This window comes from Allobosea sp. UC22_33 (assembly GCF_042700715.1).
Lineage (GTDB): Bacteria > Pseudomonadota > Alphaproteobacteria > Rhizobiales > Beijerinckiaceae > Allobosea.
Genome location: NZ_CP170556.1, coordinates 3,868,753 through 3,887,631 on the forward strand (window position 1 = coordinate 3,868,753; position 18,879 = coordinate 3,887,631).

The 18,879-nt window shown below is 66.8% G+C and carries 15 protein-coding genes; 5 read left to right on the forward strand and 10 right to left on the reverse strand.

Annotation, left to right across the window (positions count from 1 at the left end; genetic code table 11):
• Window positions 1-131 precede the first annotated feature (131 nt).
• Both ACFJGT_RS18865 and ACFJGT_RS18870 read left to right on the forward strand, forming a co-directional pair.
• Window positions 132-398, forward strand: coding sequence for a DUF1272 domain-containing protein (locus ACFJGT_RS18865; protein WP_377840899.1), 267 nt, complete (start codon window positions 132-134; stop codon window positions 396-398).
• Between the two features lie 20 nt (window positions 399-418).
• On the forward strand, window positions 419-1,027 hold the full coding sequence (locus ACFJGT_RS18870) for an AAA family ATPase (RefSeq protein WP_377840901.1): 609 nt from the start codon (window positions 419-421) through the stop codon (window positions 1,025-1,027).
• A 13-nt stretch (window positions 1,028-1,040) separates the two neighbouring features.
• Here ACFJGT_RS18870 and grxD read toward each other — a convergent pair whose 3' ends face one another.
• The 6 genes from grxD to galU all read right to left on the reverse strand — a co-directional run bounded on the left by grxD (window position 1,041) and on the right by galU (window position 6,284).
• Entirely contained in the window at window positions 1,041-1,376 is a 336-nt protein-coding gene (grxD, locus tag ACFJGT_RS18875) for a Grx4 family monothiol glutaredoxin (RefSeq protein WP_091856942.1), read from the reverse strand.
• A 47-nt stretch (window positions 1,377-1,423) separates the two neighbouring features.
• On the reverse strand, window positions 1,424-1,660 hold the full coding sequence (locus ACFJGT_RS18880) for a BolA family protein (RefSeq protein WP_061970071.1): 237 nt from the start codon (window positions 1,658-1,660) through the stop codon (window positions 1,424-1,426).
• A 12-nt stretch (window positions 1,661-1,672) separates the two neighbouring features.
• Window positions 1,673-3,883, reverse strand: coding sequence for a phosphoribosylformylglycinamidine synthase subunit PurL (purL, locus tag ACFJGT_RS18885; RefSeq protein ID WP_377840907.1), 2,211 nt, complete (start codon window positions 3,881-3,883; stop codon window positions 1,673-1,675).
• A 96-nt stretch (window positions 3,884-3,979) separates the two neighbouring features.
• On the reverse strand, window positions 3,980-4,417 hold the full coding sequence (locus ACFJGT_RS18890; RefSeq protein ID WP_377840909.1) for an acyl-CoA thioesterase: 438 nt from the start codon (window positions 4,415-4,417) through the stop codon (window positions 3,980-3,982).
• Complete coding sequence (locus ACFJGT_RS18895; RefSeq protein ID WP_377840911.1) at window positions 4,414-5,301, reverse strand: methyltransferase domain-containing protein; 888 nt, start codon at window positions 5,299-5,301, stop codon at window positions 4,414-4,416. Before ACFJGT_RS18895 ends, ACFJGT_RS18890 begins: the two co-directional genes overlap by 4 nt.
• Window positions 5,302-5,405: 104 nt before the next feature.
• A complete protein-coding gene (gene galU, locus ACFJGT_RS18900) occupies window positions 5,406-6,284 on the reverse strand; it encodes a UTP--glucose-1-phosphate uridylyltransferase GalU (RefSeq protein ID WP_377840914.1) in 879 nt (292 codons plus the stop codon).
• Between the two features lie 171 nt (window positions 6,285-6,455).
• On the opposite strand from galU, the gene galE reads away from it, so the two are divergent.
• Entirely contained in the window at window positions 6,456-7,448 is a 993-nt protein-coding gene (galE, locus tag ACFJGT_RS18905; protein WP_377840916.1) for a UDP-glucose 4-epimerase GalE, read from the forward strand.
• Between the two features lie 100 nt (window positions 7,449-7,548).
• On the opposite strand, the gene rnk is transcribed toward galE, so the two are convergent.
• Window positions 7,549-7,959, reverse strand: coding sequence for a nucleoside diphosphate kinase regulator (rnk, locus tag ACFJGT_RS18910; protein ID WP_377840919.1), 411 nt, complete (start codon window positions 7,957-7,959; stop codon window positions 7,549-7,551).
• 341 nt (window positions 7,960-8,300) lie between these two features.
• Between rnk and ACFJGT_RS18915 the strand changes: the two genes are divergently transcribed.
• Both ACFJGT_RS18915 and ACFJGT_RS18920 read left to right on the forward strand, forming a co-directional pair.
• Window positions 8,301-9,536 (forward strand): lytic murein transglycosylase, encoded by a 1,236-nt coding sequence (locus ACFJGT_RS18915; protein ID WP_377840922.1) that lies wholly within the window; start codon window positions 8,301-8,303, stop codon window positions 9,534-9,536.
• A gap of 56 nt (window positions 9,537-9,592) precedes the next feature.
• Window positions 9,593-10,798: a DUF459 domain-containing protein gene (locus ACFJGT_RS18920; protein ID WP_377840925.1), complete on the forward strand. Its 1,206-nt coding sequence runs from the start codon at window positions 9,593-9,595 to the stop codon at window positions 10,796-10,798.
• On the opposite strand, the gene ACFJGT_RS18925 is transcribed toward ACFJGT_RS18920, so the two are convergent.
• The 3 genes from ACFJGT_RS18925 to gltB form a co-directional block, all read right to left on the reverse strand.
• The gene (locus ACFJGT_RS18925) at window positions 10,799-12,313 is read right to left on the reverse strand and encodes an ABC-F family ATP-binding cassette domain-containing protein (RefSeq protein WP_377840928.1); all 1,515 of its coding nucleotides are present in this window, start codon (window positions 12,311-12,313) and stop codon (window positions 10,799-10,801) included.
• A 221-nt stretch (window positions 12,314-12,534) separates the two neighbouring features.
• Window positions 12,535-13,959: a glutamate synthase subunit beta gene (locus ACFJGT_RS18930; RefSeq protein WP_377840932.1), complete on the reverse strand. Its 1,425-nt coding sequence runs from the start codon at window positions 13,957-13,959 to the stop codon at window positions 12,535-12,537.
• Window positions 13,960-14,058: 99 nt separating this feature from the next.
• Window positions 14,059-18,747 carry a glutamate synthase large subunit gene (gene gltB / locus ACFJGT_RS18935; RefSeq protein ID WP_377840936.1) on the reverse strand — a complete coding sequence of 1,563 codons (4,689 nt, stop codon included), beginning with the start codon at window positions 18,745-18,747 and terminating at the stop codon, window positions 14,059-14,061.
• Between the last annotated feature and the right edge of the window lie 132 nt (window positions 18,748-18,879).

The window sequence follows — 18,879 nt, forward strand, 5'->3', positions numbered from 1 at the left end:
CCGGGATGACCGTGCAAAATTCCGAGGTCGAGAAAATCGATCCGCCCCGTTGATCGGTCGGATCACGCGAAATCGCTGGTTTCAGCCCGGTTTGCGGTCATTCTTCCGGCCCATCGGAAGGAGACGACGCCATGCTGCAATTGCGCCCGAACTGCGAATGCTGCGACCGCGACCTGCCGCCGCAATCGCGCGATGCCCTGATCTGCACCTTCGAATGCACCTTCTGCGCCGATTGCGCCGAGACGCGCTTCGCCGGCACCTGCCCGAACTGCGCCGGCGACCTCGTGCGCCGGCCGATCAGGCCGGAGCGGATGCTGGAGAAATACCCGGCCTCGACCGAGCGCATCCGCAATGCGCGGCGGCTTGAGATCGAGGCGCAGATTGGCGTGAAGAGGTAGCGCATGCTAGCCAAAGCGGCATGACGACCCCACAGCCGCAGTTCTGGATCGTTGCCGGCCCCAACGGCGTCGGCAAGACCACCTATGCCTTCCGCCATATCAAGGCCGTCTCAGGCAGCACGCGTTTCGTTAATCTCGACGAGATCGCGCGCGGCCTCTCCCCACTCGACCCAACGGCTGAGCAACAACGCGCCGGCCGCGTCGCGTTGGAGCTGACACGCTCGCTGATCTCTGAAAAGCGTTCGTTCTCGATCGAGACGACGCTCTCGGGTAAGACGCACCTGCGCACGATCGCAGCCGCCCGGGAGGCCGGCTACATCATCAACCTGTTGTATTTCCTGATAGCCAGCCCGGAGGTATCACTGGCGCGTATAGCCCGGCGCGTCAGCGAAGGCGGCCACAACGTTGCGGAAGCCGATGTCCGCCGCCGTTTCTCTCGCTCGATCGAAAACCTGCCGGCCTATATCGATACGGTCGATCAATGGCGCGTCTTCGACAACGCCACCCTGCGCCCGAAAGCCGTCGCAGAAGGGCGACGCGGCTGCATCTCGCTGATCCAGCGCGAGGGCAATCTGCCACAGACGCTTTGGGCGGCGCTTGAGACGCTGCCGCCCTGTGCGGAAGGCTGAACCCGGCGAGCCTTTAGCTCGCCTGCTTCACCGCGATGCCCTTCTCTTCGAAGAGCGCCTGCAACTCGCCGGCCTGGAACATCTCGCGGGTGATGTCGCAGCCGCCGACGAACTCGCCCTTGACGTAGAGCTGCGGGATGGTCGGCCAGTTCGAGAAGGCCTTGATGCCCTCGCGGATTTCCTGGTCCTCGAGCACGTTCACGCCCTTATAGGGCACGCCGATATAGCCGAGGATCTGCGCGACCTGGCCGGAGAAGCCGCACATCGGGAATTGCGGCGTGCCCTTCATGAAGAGCACCACGTCGTTGTTCTTCACTTCCGCTTCGATGCGGGCATTGACGTCGGACATCGTCTCGTCTCCTGGAGCGGGTTCAAGGCCCGTCGGATGGCTTTGTTCTAATCTTGGGGAACGCTGGTCGTCAGCGCAAGGGCGTGCAGCACGCCGCCCATATTCCCCTGGAGCGCGGCATAGACCATCTGGTGCTGCTGCACCCGGGTCTTGCCCTTGAAGGCGGCCGAGACGACGGTCGCGGCATAGTGGTCGCCGTCGCCGGCCAGATCCTTGATCTCGATCGCCGCATCCGGCAGCGCCGCCTTGATCATGCGCTCGATCTCGTGGGCATCCATCGCCATGGGTCGAACTCCTCAGGCCGCCTTGCCGGCCATGTAGGACGGCAGCCAGTCTTCATGAATCTTGCGGAGATCGGCGATCGCCAGAGCGGGCTCGCCCGGCAGGGCAAGCGAGGCGCCGCCCGTCTTGCCTATGGCGAGCGCCGGCACGCCGGCAGCCTTCGCCGCCGCGATCACGGCATCGGCCTCGGCAGCTGGAACGGCCAGGACATAGCGCGCCTGATCCTCGCAGAAGAGCGCGGCATGAGAGGGGCCGGCCGGCAGAGTCTCGATCGTGGCGCCGATGCCCTTGGCCATCGCCATCTCGGCGAGCGCCACGGCAAGGCCGCCATCCGAGAGATCATGGCAGGTCGAGACCTTGCCACCAGCGATCAGCCCGCGCACGAAATCGCCGTTGCGGCGCTCGATCGCGAGATCGACCGGCGGCGGGGCGCCCTCCTCGCGGCCGCAGACGGTCGCGAGATAGGCGCTCTGGCCGAGCCAGCCGGCGGTATCGCCGATCAGGATGATCGCCTCGCCCTCAGCCTTGAAGGCGACGGTGGCGTGCTTGGTGACATCAGCCATGACGCCGACGCCGCCGATGGTCGGGGTCGGCAGGATCGAGACGCCGTTGGTCTCGTTGTAGAGCGAGACGTTGCCGGAGACGACCGGGAAGTCGAGCGCCTTGCAGGCCTCGCCGATGCCGCGGATGCAGCCGACGAGCTGGCCCATGACTTCCGGCTTCTCGGGATTGCCGAAATTCAGGTTGTCGGTGATGGCGAGCGGCGTAGCACCCGTCGCGGTCAGGTTGCGCCAGGCTTCCGCCACGGCCTGCTTGCCGCCCTCGAACGGATCGGCTTCGCAATAGCGCGGCGTCACGTCGGCTGTCATGGCGAGGCCCCGCGGCCCGTCCTCGATGCGGATCACGCCGGCATCGCCGCCGGGCGTCACCGCCGAATTGCCGAGGATCAGCGTGTCGTACTGCTCCCAGATCCAGCGCTTGGAGGAGAGGTCCGGCGAGCCGATCAGCTTCTTCAAGGCTTCCGCATTGCCGCAAGGCGGCGTGACGGTCTCGGCCGCGATGCGCTGCTGCGGCGCGGTCTCGATCCAGGGCCGGTCGTATTCCGGAGCCTCGTCGCCGAGTTCCTTGATCGGCAGGTCGGCCATGACCTCGCCCTGATGCTTCACGACGAAGCGCAGCGTGTCGGTGGTGTGGCCGATGACGGCGAAGTCCAGGCCCCATTTGGTGAAGATCGCCTCGGCGGCGTCCTCATGGCCCGGCTTGATCACCATGAGCATGCGCTCCTGGCTCTCCGACAGCATCATCTCATAGGCGCTCATGCCCTCCTCGCGGCAGGGCACCTTGTCGAGGTCCAGCTCGACGCCGAGATCGCCCTTGGCGCCCATCTCGACAGCCGAGCAGGTCAGGCCGGCGGCGCCCATGTCCTGGATCGCGTCGACATGGCCGGCGGCCATGATTTCGAGGCAGGCTTCGAGCAGGAGCTTCTCGGCGAAGGGGTCGCCGACCTGCACGGTCGGGCGCTTCTCCTCCGACTTGTCGTCGAATTCGGCGGAGGCCATGGTCGCGCCGTGGATGCCGTCGCGGCCGGTCTTGGAACCGAGATAGACGATCGCCTTACCGACCCCGGAGGCCTTGGCGTAGAAGATCTCGTCGGCCTTGGCGATGCCGACCGCCATCGCGTTGACCAGGATGTTGCCGTCATAGCGCGTGTGGAAGCCGGTGGCGCCGCCGACATTCGGCACGCCGAAGGAATTGCCGTAGCCGCCGATGCCGGCGACGACGCCGGAGACGAGATGGCGGGTCTTGGGATGCGCCGGATCGCCGAAGCGCAGCGCGTCGAGGACGGCGATCGGGCGCGCGCCCATCGTGAAGACGTCGCGCAGGATGCCGCCGACGCCGGTCGTCGCGCCCTGATAGGGCTCGATGAAGGACGGGTGGTTGTGGCTCTCCATCTTGAAGACGATGGCCGTGCCCTCGCCGATATCGATGACGCCGGCATTCTCGCCCGGCCCCTGGATCACCCACGGCGCCTTGGTCGGCAGCGTCTTGAGATGAATCTTCGAGGACTTGTAGGAGCAGTGCTCGTTCCACATCGCCGAGACGATGCCGAGCTCAGTGATCGTCGGCTCGCGGCCGATCAGATGCAGGAAGCGCTGGTACTCGTCCGGCTTCAGGCCGTGCTCGGCGACGAGCTGCGGGGTGATCTTGATGTCGTTCGGAATCACGGGCTCAGGCTTCCTGGCGGTCCGGCGATAGGGGTTGGCAGGGGCATAGCCTGCCTCGGCGCGCGAGACAACGGATTCCCGGCGCTGCCGGTGTTTTCAGCTCTGGATGGCGGTCAAAGCAGCCCTGAGCGGCGCCGGAATCGGCACGGGCTTCTGGCTCGCGCGCTCGACATAGACATGGGTGAACCGCCCTTGCGCCGCCGCCAGCCCGCCGCCCTGCCGGAAGATGCCGATGCGATAGGTGACAGAGCTTTTGCCGAGCCGCTCGACTGAGATCCCGGCCTCCACCGTCTCCGGGAAGGCAACGCTCTCGAAATAGGTGCAGCCGGTCTCCGCCACGAGCCCGACGATCTCGCTGCCGGCGAGGTCGAGGAAGCCGTTCTCGATCAGCCAGGCATTCACTGCCGTGTCGAACCAGCCGTAATAGACGACATTGTTGACGTGCCCATAGGCGTCATTGTCGTGCCAGCGCGTCGGAATGGCGCGGAAGACGCGGAAATCGGCGCGCATCAGGCGCGGCTGGCGCTCGCTCATCCCTCGCCTCCCGGCTTCTCGCCCGCCCGGATCTCCGGCACGCCGAGCGCATCGGCCAGGCGAGCCTTGGCCGAACCGGGCTTCAGCGGTTTCTGCTGGCTTTCATGCGGCGCCCAACCGGAAACCCAGACGAATTCGAAGGTCGCGGGCAAGCGCCCATCGGGGTCGGCAAAACGCTCGGCATAAAGCGCCGCGGCGCGCAGCAGAGTCTCGCGGCGCAGCGGCGTCTTGCGCCGGGCGACGAGCGCATTGGCCCAGCCCATCGCCCTGAGATCGCGGAACAGCCCGAAAGCGTCGCGATAGCGCACCGTCACGATCTCGCTGTCGATGACCGGTAGTGCGAAGCCCGCCCGTTGCAACAGGCTGCCGAGATCGCGCAGATCGGCGAAGGGCGCGACGCGCGGACTGACGCCGCCCATCGTCTCGCTCTCGGCTTCGAGCAGCGCCTGCCTGAGCTCCTGCAATGTCCGTCCGCCGAGCAGGCAGCCCATGAACAGGCCATCGGGCTTGAGCGCCCGCTTGATCTGGATGAGCGCGCCCGGCAGGTCGTTGACGCCGTGTAGCGCCAGCAGCGAGACCGCGAGATCGAGCGAGCCGGCGGCGAAGGGCAGGCTTTCGAGGTCGCCGACGAGATTGGCCTGCGCCCCTTCGGCCTCAGCCATGCGCAGCAACCGGCCGGCGCGGCCGGCGAGCACGGGCGCGGCAACGGGCAAGGCCGTGCCGAGATCGGCCGCGACCGCGAATTCGCGCAGCACGGCGCCGAGCCGCTCTCCCAGATCATCGGCCGCGCGCTGCAGCAGGAAGGCCGGATAGCCGCCGGCGAGCGCGCGCCTCAGCCGCGAACGGCCGAGCGCGCGGTCGAAGACGAGGCTCTGGTCACTCAACTTTGCACCGTCAGCAAGACACAAGCCCTCATCCTTCGAGAGGCCATTCCTATTCGGAATGGCTCCTCAGGACGAGGGGCGAGTTGAATGGTTGTGTGCGCGGCTCAGCGCTCCAGCAGCTTCTCGATCTCGGCACGCAATTGCGGGCCGAGATCGCTGCGGTCGAGCGCATAGGCTACATTCGCCGCGAGAAAGCCGATCTTCGAGCCGGCGTCGTAGATCTCGCCATCGAAGCGCACGGCGTAGAACGGTTCCTGATGCGACAGCGCGATCATCGAATCGGTCAATTGGATCTCGCCGCCAGCACCCTTCTCCTGGTTGGCGAGCAGGTTGAAGATCGTCGGCTGCAGGATGTAGCGCCCGGAGACATGCAGGTTCGACGGCGCCGTCCCCTTCGGCGGCTTCTCGACCATGCCGGTAATCTTCGAGATCTTGGCCTTGGCGTCCTGGACGGCGACGATGCCGTATTGATGGGTCTGGTCGTCAGGCACCGGCGCAACCGCGATATGGTTGCCGCCATGCTGGTCATAGGCGTCTATCATCTCGGCGAGGCAGCCCTTGCCCTGGCTGTAATGCAGCATGTCCGGCAGCAGCAGCGCGAAGGGCTCGTCGCCGACGAGCTCGCGCGCACACCAGACGGCATGGCCGAGGCCGAGCGGCGCCTGCTGGCGGGTGAAGCTGGTCGCGCCGGCTGCCGGCAGGTCATGCTTCAGCGCCTCCAGCTCCTTCACCTTGTTGCGCTTGGCCAGCGTGTCGTCGAGCTCGTAGGCCATGTCGAAATGGTCCTCGATCACCGCCTTGTTGCGGCCGGTGACGAAGATGAAATGCTCGATGCCGGCGGCGCGCGCCTCGTCCACGACATGCTGCACGACCGGGCGGTCGACGATGGTGAGCATCTCCTTCGGGATCGCCTTGGTGGCGGGCAGGAAGCGGGTGCCGAGACCAGCGACGGGGAGAACGGCCTTGCGGATGCGTTTCGTCATGCAAAATCCATTGGCGCGGGCGCCTTTGCCGAAGCCAGGCGATGGTGAGGACGGCCGTACAACTGTCATGGTTGCCGGCCATCAGGCGGTATTAGCTGACAGGCCTTGAGAAGCCGTCAACGGTTTTTCGATAGGTCAGGTTCCTGACGAAGGTGAGGCGAGAGAAAGACGATGGCGGTATTGGTTTCCGGCGGGGCCGGCTACATCGGCAGCCACATGGTGCTGGAGTTGCTCGACCGCGGCGAGAAGGTCGTGGTGCTCGACAATCTCTCGACCGGCTTCTGGTGGGCGGTGCCGCCCGAGGCGGTCTTCGTCCAGGGCGATATCGGCAACCAGGAACTCGTCGAGGGCCTGATCGGCGAATATGAAATTACCGAGATCGCGCATTTCGCCGCCAGGATCGTGGTTCCGGAATCGGTTTCCGACCCTCTCGGCTATTATTTCAACAATACCGTGAAGACGCGCGCGCTGATCGAAAGCGCCGCCCGCAAGGGCGTCAAGCACGTCATCTTCTCCTCCACCGCCGCCGTCTATGGCGAGCCGCCGGTCTCGCCGGTGCCGGAGGAGATCGCGCTCAACCCGATCAACCCCTATGGCCGCTCCAAGCTGATGAGCGAGTGGATGCTGCAGGACGCGGCGAAGGCGCACGGCTTCTCTTACGTGGCGCTGCGCTATTTCAACGTCGCGGGCGCCGATCCGAAGGGCCGCTCCGGCCAGTCCTCGCCGAACGCGACCCATCTGATCAAGGTGGCGAGCCAGGCGGCGCTCGGCCAGCGCGACGGCCTCACCGTCTTCGGCACAGACTACGCGACGCCGGACGGCACCTGCGTGCGGGATTATATCCACGTCACCGACCTCGCCCGCGCCCATCTGGCCGCGCTCGACCATCTGCGCGGCGGCGGCGAGAGTCTGACGCTGAATTGCGGTTATGGCCGCGGCTATTCGGTGAAGCAGGTCGTCGAGGTCGTGAAGAAGGTCTCAGGGATCGATTTCCCGGTGACGCTGGCGGAGCGCCGGGCTGGCGATCCGGCCTCGCTGATCGCCAGGGCAGACCGCATCCGCGCCGAGCTTGGCTGGCAGCCGGAGCATGACGATCTCGAGGAGATCGTCGGCCAGGCGCTCGCCTGGGAAGAGAAGCTCAGGATGAAGAACGCTTCGACCTGAGCCGGCCGGGCTTCAAGGAACCACTACCGTCATTCCGGGGCTTCGCGCCAGCGAAGAGCCGGAATGACGACGCGTTTCCGGACAGGCAATACGCCCGATCTCAGGACGCTGCCTGCTCCTCCGCCGGCTCGCGCACTTCGAGAACCGTCAGGCGTTTCACGTCGCCGGAGCGTGTCGTCCAATCGATCGAGCGCTCGGCCGCCATGCCGATCAGCGCGACGCCGATCGGCGTCATCACCGAGATGCGGTTCTTCTCGATATCGGCATGCTCAGGCCAGACCAGCGTGATGGTGCTCTCCCGCTTGGTGGTCTCGTCGCGATAGACGATCTGGCTGCCGATGCGGGCGTGATCATGCGAGACGCGGCCCTCAGGCAGGATGCGGGCGCGGTCGAGCTCATGGGTCAGCTCGGCGGCGAGATCGGGCATGGTGTTGGCCGCGCCGGCCGCGATGCGGCTCAGCATGGCATGGTCCGCGGCCGTGACGGTGATGGCGGGACGCCTGGCGGTCATAGGAAAGGTCTTTCATCGAAAAGGCGAGCGCCCGCCGGCGGGCGAAAAGCCGCGCGGCATCAGGAAAAGGTCGAACTCGCAGGGAATTGCAGGAGAGGACGCCCCCCCGAACCGGAGGCGCCAAGCGCGACAGGCCCGGGGCTAGAAGCCCGCGATAAGGTTGCCCGAGCGGTGCAGACCGCGGCGGAAAAGGGACGCGCTATTCATCATCCGAGAATCTGACAATCCCTGATGCTTGTCAAATCACGAATGCCGCAGCGATCATGACCCGAATTAACCGCTGGTTAATCTTGTTCGGGCGCTGTGAAGATGTTTCCATCCAGCATTCGCCGGGAGTGTCCATGCGCCTGTCCGTCATCGCAGCCTCAGTCCTGATCAGCCTGGCACCGGCGCTGGCCCAGACCACCGGCTCGATCAACGTCTCCGGCGCCCACGCCCGCAGCAATGCGCAGGCGACCCTCGCGAGCGCCTCCTTCGACGTCTTCGTGCAACGCCTCTGGCCGCAAGCGCAGGCGCGCGGCATCTCGCGCGCGACCTTCGACCTCGCCTTCCGCGGCGTGACGCCGGATCCATCCATCGTCGCGCTCACGAAGAAGCAGTCGGAATTCAGCGCCCCGATCTGGAATTACCTGGAGAATGCCGTCGGCGGCTCGCGCATCCAGCGCGGGCGCGAGGCCGCGGCCGAAAACGCCTCCGTCCTCTCCCAGGTCGAGGCGCGCTATGGCGTGCCCAAGGAGGTCGTCCTCGGCGTCTGGGGCATGGAGACCAATTACGGCTCGTTCAAGGGCAGCAAGGACGTCATCCGCTCGCTGGCGACGCTGGCCTCGATCCGCTACCGCGGCGACTTCTTCCGCGACGAGTTGCTGACCGCGCTCGAACTGATCGAGAAGGGCCATGTCGAGCGCAGCGAGCTGAAGGGCTCCTGGGCCGGCGCCATGGGCCACACCCAGTTCATGCCGTCGAGCTATATGAAATACGCGGTCGACTGGACCGGCGACGGCCATGCCGACATCTGGACCTCGTCGAGCGACGCCATCGCCTCCACCGCCAATTACCTCAAGGGCTATGGCTGGGTGCCGGGCCTGCCCTGGGGCATGGAAGTGACGCTTCCCGCCGGCTTCGACCATCGCCTGGACAAGGCGAGCTTCTCCAGCTTCGCCTCCGCCGGCGTGCGTCGCGCCGATGGCGGCCGCCTGCCCTCCTCCGGCGAAGGCCGCCTGTTCTACCCGGCCGGCCATACCGGGCCGGTGATGCTGCTCACCGCGAATTTCGACGTCATCAAGAAATACAATTCGTCCGACGCCTATGCGATGGCGGTAGGGCATCTCGGCGACCGCATCGCCGGCCGCGCCGCCATCCAGGGCAACTGGCCGACCAAGGCGCCGCGCCTCGACATGGCCGCGACCCGCGATCTCCAGAACCGCCTGAAGGCCCTCGGTCTCTACAATCACGACGCCGATGGCCGCATCGGTACAGGCACGCGCGAGGCGGTCCGGCGCTACCAGATCAGCGCCGGCGAGATCGCCGACGGCTACCCGACGCCTGCCCTGCTGTCGAAGCTGCGCGGCAAGCGCTGACTCGCGGCCACTCCCGGCCTATAATGCCGGGCGAAGGGTAACCGCCGGATCGGCCGATGCGCCTGCGTTCGCTTGCCATGGTTCTGGGTGCCGCCTGCCTGCTCCTGCTGACGGGCGGGCCGGTCTCCCTCGCCCAGCAACAGCCGCAGCAGCAACGCAGCCTGTTCCAGATGTTCTGGCAAATCCCGGCGCAGCCACGGACGGCCTCGCCGCAACCGCGCCAGCGCGTCGCCCCGGCCGTGCGCCGCCGCGAGGCGCCCGTCGTCGTCCGCGACGATCCCGTCATTCCCAAGGTCGACGTCAACAGCCACATCATCGTCATGGGCGATTCCCTCGCCAATCTCCTGGCGAACGGGCTCGACGACGCCCTCAACAACCGCCCCGATGTCGCGGTGATCCATAAGGCCAAGCCGGATTCCGGCCTGGTGCGCAGCGATTTCTACGACTGGCCGAAGACGATCGCCGAGTTGCTCGCCAGCGACCAGAAGATCAGCATCGGCGTCATCCTGCTCGGCCTCAACGATCGCCAGCCGATCCGCGAGGGCGAGACCGTCCATGAGCCGCTGAGCCCGCGCTGGCTCGAACTCTACCGAGACCGGATCGACGCCATCGCCAATGCCTTCGCTGGCAAGCGCGTGCCGCTGATCTGGGTCGGCGCGCCGCCGATGCAGAACGGGCGGCTCTCGGCCGATCTCGTCACCTTCAACGATCTCTACCGCCAGCGCGTCGAGAAGGCGGGCGGGCAATATGTCGATCTCTGGGGCGGCTTCGTCGATGCCGAGAACCGCTATGCCGCGACCGGCCCGGACGTCTCCGGCCAGCCGGTGCGGCTGCGCCTCGGCGATGGCATCCATTTCACCGCCGGCGGCGCCCGCAAGGCCGCCCATTTCGTCGATCTCGTCATCCGCCGCATGATCGAGGCCGCCCCGCAGAACAGCGTCATCGCCCTGCCCGTCTCGCCCGAGACGGGCGCCCCGATCGCTCTCGAGCTCCAGCCTGGCGGCGTCGAGCGCCTGATCGACCAGATGGTCGCGGGCGTACCGACGATTGGCCTGCCGGCCGCCTTGCAGGCCCGCCCGCTCGCCGGGCCGATCCAGCCCCTTACCGGGCAGGCCGCGCTCTCTGAGCAGCCATTGCTGGCCTCGATCACCGAGGCGCGCGGGCGCGGCGACGCCGCGCTCCAGCTCGAACGCGTCTTCGGCCAGGGCATCGCGCCGGACCCGGTGTCCGGCCGGCTCGACGATTACCGCTGGCCGCGCTGATCACCCCGCCATCAGCCGGTCGAAGACCGGATCGGGATCGTCGACCTCGACCAGCTTCTTGCCGGTGATGACCCAGATCCGCGTCGCCACCGCCCGCACGAAGGCGCGATCATGGCTGACCAGCAGGCAGGCAGTCTCCTGCTTGATCAACTCGCTCTCCAGCATGTCCTGCCCCTCGATATCGAGATGATTGGTCGGCTCGTCCAGCAGGTAGAAATTCGGCTCGGCCAGACGCAACAGCAGCATGGCGAGCCGCGCGCGCTGCCCGCCCGAGAGGCGTGCAATCGGCGCGGTCTGCGCTTCGCTCGCGATCCCGGCGCCTGCCAGCACGGTACGCGCCGTCTGGTCGCCGAGATCGCTGGAATGCTTGACCGCGTCCCAGGGCGTGCGCCAGGCGTCGAGCTGCGACAGGCCCTGGTCGGAATAGCCGGCCTTCAGGGTCGCCGCGCCACGGATATCCGGGTCCGAGCCCTCCAGCGCCGCCTGCAATCGCGCGACGAAGCGTGTCTTGCCGCTGCCATTGGCGCCGAGCAGCGCGATCCGGTCGCCCCTCTCGATCCAGAGCGGCCCGGTGCGGAACAGCAGGCGCCCGTCCGGCGTGCTGATCGCCGTTTCCTTGATCGAGACCAGCGCCTTGGCATGGGTGCCGCTGCTGGCGAGCCGGATCGTGCCGGCCGAGCGCTCCTTGTGCCCGGGCTTCGCCTGTTCCTCCAGCTTGTCGGCCCGTTCGGACAATTGCTTGGTCTTGACCACCAGCAGGTCGGAGCCGGAATTGATGCCGATATTCTTCAGCTTCGCCGCTTGCTGCCGGAGCGCCTTCACCTTGCGCATCTCGTTCTCGAACTGCCGGTCGCGCGCCGCGTCGCGCTCTTCCAGCGCCTGCACGGCGCGCGAATAGGGCAAGGCGAAATCGACACTCTCCGCCGGGCGCAGGAACAGGGTGCGTGTGCTGACATCGTCGAGGAAGGCGCGGTCATGGCTCGCCGCGATCACGGCGCAGTCGCGCGGCAGGTTGGCGAGGAAGCGCTCCAGCAGGCCGATCCGTTCGAGGTCGAGATGGTTCGTCGGCTCGTCAAGCAGGAGCAGGTCGGGCTCGATCACCACCGCCCGCGCCAGCAGCATCGTGCGCTGCCAGCCGCCGGAGAGGCTGCCGACAGCGCGGCTGCGCAGGCTCGCCTCGACCATGAGATCGTCGAGCAGCACGTCGACGCGCCAGCTCTCGGTCTCGGCCGCCTCGGGATCGAGCGCGTCGCGCACAGCCTCGTAGAGGCTCAACGTCAGCAGGCGCTCGGGCGGGTCCTGCGGCGCGAAGGCGGTGACGAGGCCGCGCGAGCGGGTCAGCGTGCCGCCGCTCGCCTCTTCCGTGCCGGCGAGTATGCGCAGGAGCGAGGACTTGCCGCGCCCGTTGGCGGCGACGAGGCCGAGGCGGTCGCCCTTGGCAATGGCAAGGTCTAGGCCGGTGAACAGCGGCGCGCTGCGAGCGAGCGAGAGGTCTTTCAGGGTGACGAGGGACATCGGAATCTCATGAAGTCAGGCATGCGCGCGGAAGCGCGCCAAGAAAGGCTGACGATGAGACGACGATGCGTTCCCGGTCAGCCCCGCGAGGTGAAGCGCGGGGCGCAGACAGGTCCGCGGGTGCGGCAATGGAAGCGGCGGCGCGGCGCCTGCTTCCCCTTCAGGTTCGATTCCATGGTGGCGATCATAGCGGCGGCGGAGCGTTTGAACAGTCTCCGCCGTCACATCGGCAGGATCGTGGCGCCCATCAATTCCTTGTCGATGGCATGGGCCGCCTGGCGGCCCTCGCGGATGGCCCAGACCACCAGCGACTGGCCGCGGCGCATGTCGCCGGCGACGAAGACCTTGCCGACGCTGGTCTTGTAGTCGCGGTCATTGGCGACGACGTTGGCCCGCTTGTCCACGGCCGCGCCCGACTGCGCGATCATGCCCTCGATCACCGAGCCGGCAAAGCCGATGGCGAGGAAGCAGAGATCGGCCTGGAGCACGAATTCGGTGCCGGGAATGGGCTTCCGCTTCTCGTCGACGCGAGCGCATTTCACGCCGGTGAGACGCCCGTTGCGACCTTCGAGCCCGAGCGTCGCCGCCTGGAACTCGCGCTCTGCGCCCTCGGCCTGCGAGGACGAGGTGCGGAACTTGGTCGGCCAATACGGCCAGACCGTGAGCTTGTCCTCCAGCTCCGGCGCCATCGGCCGGATGTCGAGCTGCGTCACCGAGAGCGCGCCCTGCCGGAAGGCGGTGCCGACGCAGTCAGAGGCCGTATCGCCGCCGCCGACCACGACGACATGCTTGCCGGCCGCGCTGATCGGCGCCTCGTTCGAGACATCCTCGCCGCCGACGCGCTTGTTCTGCTGCGTCAGGTACGGCATCGCGTAATGGACGCCGGCGAGATTGGTGTCCGGCAGGCCCGGATCGCGCGGCGCTTCCGCCCCGCCGGTCATCAGCACCGCGTCATGCTCGGCCATCAGCGTGGCGAAGGGCAGATTGACGCCGATATTGGCGTTGTAGTGGAAGGTCACGCCTTCCGCCTCCATCTGCTTCACCCGGCGGTCGATATGCTTCTTCTCCATCTTGAAGTCGGGGATGCCGTAGCGGAGCAGGCCGCCGGCCTTGGCCTCGCGCTCATAGAGATGGACATCGTGCCCGACGCGGGCGAGCTGCTGGGCTGCGGCCATGCCGGCGGGGCCCGAGCCGACGATGGCGATGCGCTTGCCGGTGCGCTTGGCCGGGATTTCCGGCGCGATCCAGCCCTCTTCCCAGCCCTTGTCGGCGATCGCCTGCTCGATCGTCTTGATCGTCACCGGCATGTTCTCGAGGTTGAGCGTGCAGGCTTCCTCGCAAGGCGCCGGGCAGATGCGGCCGGTGAATTCCGGGAAATTGTTGGTGGAGTGGAGGTTGCGAAGCGCATCCTCCCAGCCGCCGGAATAGACCAGCTCGTTCCAGTCCGGGATCTGGTTATGGACCGGGCAACCGGTCGGCCCATGGCAGAACGGAATGCCGCAATCCATGCAGCGCGCCGCCTGCTTCTTGATATCGCGCTCCTCCAGGGGAAGCGTGAACTCGCGGAAGTGGCGAATGCGATCGCCGGCGAGCTGATACTTCTGCTCCTGCCGGTCGAATTCGAGAAAGCCCGTGACCTTGCCCATGCCGTTTCTCTCGCCGTGTGCGCGGGGCGTCCCCGTGCGCGTGCCTTAACCTGATCGAGATGCCGGGACCGTTGGCGGCCCCGGCGGGGTGGCGTTCGCTTATTCCGCGGCCTGCAAGGTGCGGGCCTGTTCCATCTCGCGCAGCGCGCGGCGGTACTCGACCGGCATCACCTTGACGAACTTGGTGCGGTAATCCGCCCAGTTGTCGAGGATGGTGCGGGCGCGCTCCGAGCCGGTGTAGTCGACATGGTTCGTCAGCATCTGCATCAGGCGCTCTTCATCGTGGCCCGACATGTTGGTCATGTCGATCCGGCCCTTGTGCTCGAGATCGCCGCCGTGATGGTGAAGCCGCTCCATCAGGTCCTCTTCCTCCTCGACCGGTTCGAGATCGACCATCGAGAGGTTGCAGCGCGACTTGAAGGTGCCGTCCTCGTCCAGCACATAGGCGATGCCGCCCGACATGCCGGCCGCGAAATTGCGCCCGGTCTGGCCGATGACCGCGACGACGCCGCCGGTCATGTACTCGCAGCCATGGTCGCCCGTGCCTTCGACCACCGCGATGGCGCCGGAATTGCGCACCGCGAAGCGCTCGCCCGCGACGCCCCGGAAGTAAGCCTCGCCCGCGATCGCGCCGTAGAGCACGGTATTGCCGACGATGATCGAGCGCTCGGCTACCGCCTTGGTCGCCGGATCGGGCTTCACGATCACCTTGCCGCCCGAGAGGCCCTTGGCGACGTAGTCGTTGGCCTGGCCGGTGAGCTCGACGGTGACGCCGGCCGCGAGGAAGGCCGCGAAGCTCTGGCCCGAGGTGCCGGTGAGCTTCACCGTGATCGTGTCCTCCGGCAGGCCGGCATGGCCATACTTCTTCGCGACGGCGCCCGAGAGCATCGCGCCCGTGCTGCGATCGACATTGCCGACCGGCTTCTCGATCACGACCGGCGTGCCGGTCTCGATCGCATCCGCCGCCTCGGCCAGGAGCTGGCGGTCGAGCACGGTGTCGATCGGGTGCTTCTGCAACTCGACATGGCGGATCGCCACGCCCGGCAGATCGACCTTGTGGAAGAGCTTGGTGAAGTCGAGCCCGTTCGCCTTCCAGTGTTCGATCGCATCGCGCTTGTCGAGCAGGTCCGAGCGGCCGACGATCTCCTCGATCTTCGTGAAGCCCATCTCCGCCATGATCTTGCGGACATCCTCGGCCACGAAGAAGAAGTAGTTCACGACATGCTCGGGCAGGCCCTTGAAGCGCTTGCGCAGCACCGGGTCCTGCGTCGCGACGCCGACCGGGCAGGTGTTGAGATGGCACTTGCGCATCATGATGCAGCCGGCCGCGATCAGCGGCGCGGTCGAGAAGCCGAACTCGTCGGCCCCGAGCAGCGCGCCGATGATCACGTCCCGCCCCGTGCGCAGGCCGCCGTCGACCTGCAGGGCGACGCGGCCGCGCAGGTGGTTCAGCACCAGCGTCTGCTGCGTCTCGGCGAGGCCAATCTCCCAGGGCGAGCCGGCATGCTTCAGCGAGGTCAGCGGGCTCGCGCCCGTGCCGCCCTCGAAGCCGGAGATGGTGATGTGGTCGGCGCGCGACTTGGCGACGCCGGCCGCAACCGTGCCGACGCCGATCTCGGAGACGAGCTTCACCGAGACGTCGGCTGCCGGATTGACGTTCTTCAGGTCGAAGATCAGCTGGGCCAGATCCTCGATCGAGTAGATGTCATGGTGCGGCGGCGGCGAGATCAGGCCGACGCCCGGCGTCGAATGCCGGGTCCGGGCGATCTTGGCGTCGACCTTGTGGCCGGGCAGCTGGCCGCCCTCGCCGGGCTTGGCGCCCTGCGCGACCTTGATCTGCATCACGTCGGCATTGACGAGATATTCGGTGGTCACGCCGAAGCGGCCGGACGCGATCTGCTTAATCGCCGAGCGCTTCGAGCGGCCATCCGGCATCGGCTTGAAGCGGATCGGCTCCTCGCCGCCCTCGCCGGTGTTCGACTTGCCGCCGATCTGGTTCATCGCGAGCGCGATCGTCTCATGCGCCTCGCGCGAGATCGAGCCGAAGGACATCGCGCCGGTGGCGAAGCGCTTCACGATATTCGCCGCAGGCTCGACGCTCTCCAGCGGCACGGGCGCGCGGCCGTTATCGGTGGCCATCTTCACCTTGAACAGGCCGCGGATCGTGCTGAGCCGCTGCGCGTCGTCGTTCACCTGGTTAGCGAACTCCTCGTAGCGATCCTGCGCGTTGAGGCGCACCGCGTGCTGGAGCGAGGCGACGACATCCGGCTTCCAGACATGGTCCTCGCCGCGGACGCGGTACATGTACTCGCCGCCGATATCGAGGCTGTCGCGGTAGAGCGGCGAGTCGCCGAAGGCGTCGCGATGCCGGCGCAGGCTCTCCTCGGCGATCTCGTCGAGGCCGACGCCCTCGATCGCCGTGCCCGTCCCGAAGAAGAACTTGTCGACGAAGGCGCTCTTCAGGCCGACGGCGTCGAAGATCTGCGCGCCGCAATAGGACTGGTAGGTCGAGATGCCCATCTTGGACATCACCTTGAGCACGCCCTTGCCGACCGACTTGATGTAGCGCTTCACCACCTCGTCGGCATCGACCTCCTCGGGGAAGGCGCCCTGCGCATGCTGGTCGAGCAGGGTGTCGAAGGCGAGATAGGGGTTGATCGCCTCGGCGCCGTAGCCGGCGAGGCAGCAGAAGTGATGAATCTCGCGCGGTTCGCCGGATTCGACGACGAGGCCGACCGAGGTGCGCAGGCCCTTGCGGATCAGGTGATGATGCACCGCCGCCGTCGCCAGCAGTGCCGGGATCGGGATGCGATCGGAGCCCACCTGCCGGTCGGACAGGATGATGATGTTGTAGCCGCCATGGACCGCAGCCTCCGCCCGCTCGCAGAGCCGCGCCACCGCGCCGTCCATGCCGGCCGCGCCCTCGCGGGCCGGATAGGTGAAGTCGATCGTCTTGGTGTCGAAGCGATCCTCGTAATGGCCGATGCAGCGGATCTTCTCGAGATCGTCATTGGTCAGGATCGGAGTCCGGACCTCCAGGCGCTTGCGGCGCGAAGTGCCCTCCAGATCGAGGATGTTCGGACGCGGCCCGATGAAGGAGAGCAGGCTCATCACCAGCTCCTCGCGGATCGGGTCGATCGGCGGGTTCGTGACCTGCGCGAAGTTCTGCTTGAAATAGGTGTAGAGCAGCTTCGACTTGAGCGAGAGCGCCGAGATCGGCGTATCCGTGCCCATCGAGCCCACGGCTTCCTGCCCGGTCACCGCCATCGGCGCCATCAGCAGGCGGACGTCCTCGGTGGTGTAGCCGAAGGCCTGCTGGCGATCGAGCAGCGGCACGTCGGTGCGGGACGCCCGCGCCTCGACCGGCGGCAAATCCTCCAGCACGATCTGGGTGCGCTTCAGCCAATCCTTGTAGGGATTGGCGAGGCAGAGCGAGGTCTTGATCTCGTCATCGCCGATGATGCGGCCTTGTTCGAGATCGATCAGCAGCATCTTGCCGGGCTGGAGGCGCCACTTCTCGACGATCTTCTCCTCCGGGATCGGCAGGACGCCGAACTCGGACGCGAGGACCACGAGCCCGTCATCGGTGACGAGATAGCGCGCGGGGCGCAGGCCGTTGCGGTCGAGCGTCGCCCCAATCTGGCGGCCGTCGGTGAAGGCGATCGCGGCCGGCCCGTCCCAGGGCTCCATCAGCGCCGCATGATACTCGTAAAAGGCGCGCCGCTCGTCATCCATCAGCGGGTTGCCGGCCCAGGCCTCGGGCACCAGCATCATCATCGCATGGGCCAGCGAGTAGCCGCCCTGCACCAGGAATTCGAGCGCGTTGTCGAAGCAGGCGGTGTCCGACTGGCCCTCATAGGAAATCGGCCAAAGCTTCGAGATATCGGAGCCGAACAGGTCGGAATCGACGCTCGCCTGCCGCGCCGCCATCCAGTTGACGTTGCCGCGCAGCGTGTTGATCTCGCCGTTATGGGCGACCATCCGGTAGGGATGGGCGAGGCGCCAGGACGGGAAGGTGTTGGTGGCGAAGCGCTGGTGCACGAGGGCGAGCGCGCTGACGAAGCGCTCGTCCTGCAAGTCCTTGAAGTAGGAGCCGAGCTGGTTCACCAGCACCATGCCCTTGTAGACGATGGTGCGGCAGGACATCGAGACGGGGTAATACTCCGCCGTCTTACGCTCCTGGTGCTTGTAGACCTTGTTCGAGACCGACTTGCGGAGGACATAGACCTGCCGCTCGAACTCGTCCTCGTCGGTGATGTCGTCGGGGCGGCCGACGAAGAGCTGGCGATGCACCGGCTCGGTCGCGAGCACGGCATGGCCGAGATCGCTGTTGTCGACCGGCACGTCGCGCCAGCCGAGGAAGACGAGCCCCTCCTCCTCGACGGTCTGGGAGATGACCTCCTCGCACAGCGACCGCGCCGCAGGATCGCGCGGCATGAAGAACTGGCCGATCGCGTAGTAGCCTTGCTCCGGCAGCGTGATGCCGAGCCGCGCAGTTTCCTCGCGGAAGAACTGGTCGGGGATCTGGACGAGGATGCCGCAGCCGTCGCCGAGCTTCGGATCGGCCCCGACCGCGCCGCGATGGTCGATATTGTGCAGGATCTGCAGGCCCTGCTGCACGATCGCATGGCTCTTGCGGTTCTTCATGTCGGCGATGAAGCCGACACCGCAGGAGTCTTTCTCGTTATTGGGATCGTACAGGCCCTGATGCGTCGGCATCGCCGGATCGCGCACGGCCGGAAAACGCTCGAAAGCCCCTGCGCCGCTCGACTTGCTGGTCACGCTCATCGTCAAACCCCGCTTCCCAGAACCCCGCGAGCTTGCGCCGGCAGGGAGACCCGTCAGTCCATGATCCTGACCGCTGCGGCCCTCAGCACCGACCTGAAGTCGGCAGCAAGGATGAGGCCAAGGCGGTCCGGC